The sequence below is a fragment of the Acidovorax sp. KNOB132 genome, from assembly GCF_057541515.1.
Genome location: NZ_BAAJYT010000414.1, coordinates 1 through 2,207, shown reverse-complemented (window position 1 = coordinate 2,207; position 2,207 = coordinate 1). Strand labels below are relative to the sequence as shown.

The window sequence follows — 2,207 nt, the reverse complement described above, 5'->3', positions numbered from 1 at the left end:
ATGCCCTGCGCGGGCGGTGGCGTGTCGGCGGCCGGACCGGTGCGGCGGCCGAAGAGGTCGTAGACCCAGGTGCGCACGCCGCCCACGGCGTTGTCCACCCAGCCGCTCTTTTCCTCCTCGTCGATGAACCGCTCGCGCGCATCGATCACCTTGGTGCGCAGCGCCTGCTGGAACACCTCGCCCACCATGGGCAGCGCGCTGTGGGCGCCCTGCCCCCAGTAATCGCTGCGCAAGGTGATGCGGCCGTCGTTGAAGCCGGCCCAGGCCCCCGCCACCAGTTGCGGGTGCATCAGGATGAACCAGCCGTCGGTGTTGTCCTGCGTGGTGCCGGTCTTGCCCGCCACGTCGGCGGTGATGCCGTAGCGGGTGCGGATCGCGGCGCCCGTGCCCTTGTCGATCACGCCGCGCATGGCGTCGCGCAGGGTCTGCACGGCCGAAAGGCCCGCGGCCCGCTCGGGGTCGGCAGGGGCGAAGTCTTCCAGCACCTTGCCGTTCTTGTCTTCGATGCGCGTGATGACGATGGGCGCGCGGTACTGGCCGCCGTTGGCGATGGTGCCGTAAGCGGCCACCATTTCCTTGAGCGTGACGGGGCTGGTGCCCAGCGCCAGCGAGGGCACCACATCCAGGCGCGACTCGCGCACGCCCATGGCCTGCGCCCACCGCGCCACGCGCTCGGGGCCGACCTTCTGCATGACCTGCGCGGTGATGGTGTTCTTGGAGTAAGCCAGGCCGTCGGCCAGCGTCATGGGCGCGTTGCTGGGCGGGCCTTCATCCGTGGGGCGCCAGACCTGGCGGCCGCCCAGGGGAATCTCCACCGCCTCGTCCATCAGCGTGTCGGTGGGCAGCATCCCGTTGGCGAAGGCCGCGCCGTACACGAACGGCTTGAAGGTCGAGCCCGGCTGGCGGCGTGCGGCCTGCACGTGGTCGAAGGGGTCGGTGGCGAAATCGCGGCTGCCCACCCAGGCTCTCACCTCGCCGCTGCGCGGGTCCAGCGCCAGGAAGCCGGCCTGCACGCGCGTCTTTTGCTGCCGCAGCTGGCGCATGAAAGCGGCGTCGTCCAGCAGGCCCTGCAGGGCTTCGTCGGGTGTGGCGCCCTTGGCCACGGCGGCCTCGTACTGCGCCGATTCGCGCACCAGCGCCTGCACCAGCGGGCCCTTGGGGTTCCAGGCGCTGCGCGAGGCCCAGGCGCCGTCGGCCACGCCCTGCAGCTGCCGGCCCTGGCGGGCGACCGCCTGGTTGGCAAGGGTCTGCAGGCGCGAATCGATGGTGGTGCGGACCACCAGTCCGTCGGCATACAGGCTGTAGCCGTTGCGGTCGGCCCAGTCGATGAGCTGCTTGCGCAGCTGCTGCGCCAGGTGCGGCGCGGGGCCGGCGGTTTCGATCTGGCGCTCGAAGCGGATGCGCAGCGGCCGGCGCGACAGGGTGTCGTACTGCTCGGCGGAGAGCTTGCCGCGCTTTTTCATCTGCGACAGCACGGTGTTGCGCCGCTCCTGCGCGCGCTCGGGGTTGAGCACGGGGTTGTAGTAGCTCGTGCCCTTGAGCATGCCGATCAGGGTGGCGCTCTCCAGCACGGTGAGCTTGTCGGCCGACTTGTCGAAGTACGTGCGCGCGGCCATCTCGATGCCGTAGGCGTTGTACAGGAACGGCACGGTGTTCAGGTAGGTCTCCAGGATCTCGTCCTTGGAGTACAGCACCTCGATCTTGAGCGCGGTGATGGCCTCCTTCAGCTTGCGCGTGAGCGTGGGCGCGCGGCCGATGTCCTCGGGGTAGAGGTTGCGCGCGAGCTGCTGCGTGATGGTGGAGCCGCCCTGCTTGTCGCCGCCCAGGGTGCGGATCAGCGCCGAGCCGGTGCGCCGCCAGTCGAGGCCGAAGTGGTCGTAGAAGCGGTGGTCCTCGGTGGCGATGAGCGCGTCCTTCACCGAAGGGGCGATGTCCTCCAGCGCCACCCATTCGCGGTTGACCCATTTGTATTCGGCCAGCAGGCGGCCATCGGCCGAGACGAGTTGCGCGGGCTGTTCGGTCTTGGCCTTGCGGATGTCGCTGATGGCCGGGGTGAACGGGACCAGGGCCAGCACGTACAGCAGCAGGGCCAGGGGCACGGCCAGCAACGCCCAGAGCACCGCGCGGCGGGACCGCAGGTGGCGGGCGGCGAAGGCCCAGGCGCGCGCCAGCAGCGGCGCGGCGTGGCCCCGCCACGCGGCCGTCAG

Annotated in this window: 1 protein-coding gene; it reads right to left on the bottom strand. The window is 70.6% G+C overall.

What is annotated here, in order from left to right:
- Positions 1 to 2,207, bottom strand: a 2,207-nt coding sequence (locus AC27IO_RS23200) for a penicillin-binding protein 1A (RefSeq protein ID WP_498741018.1), incomplete at its 3' end; no start/stop codon positions are given.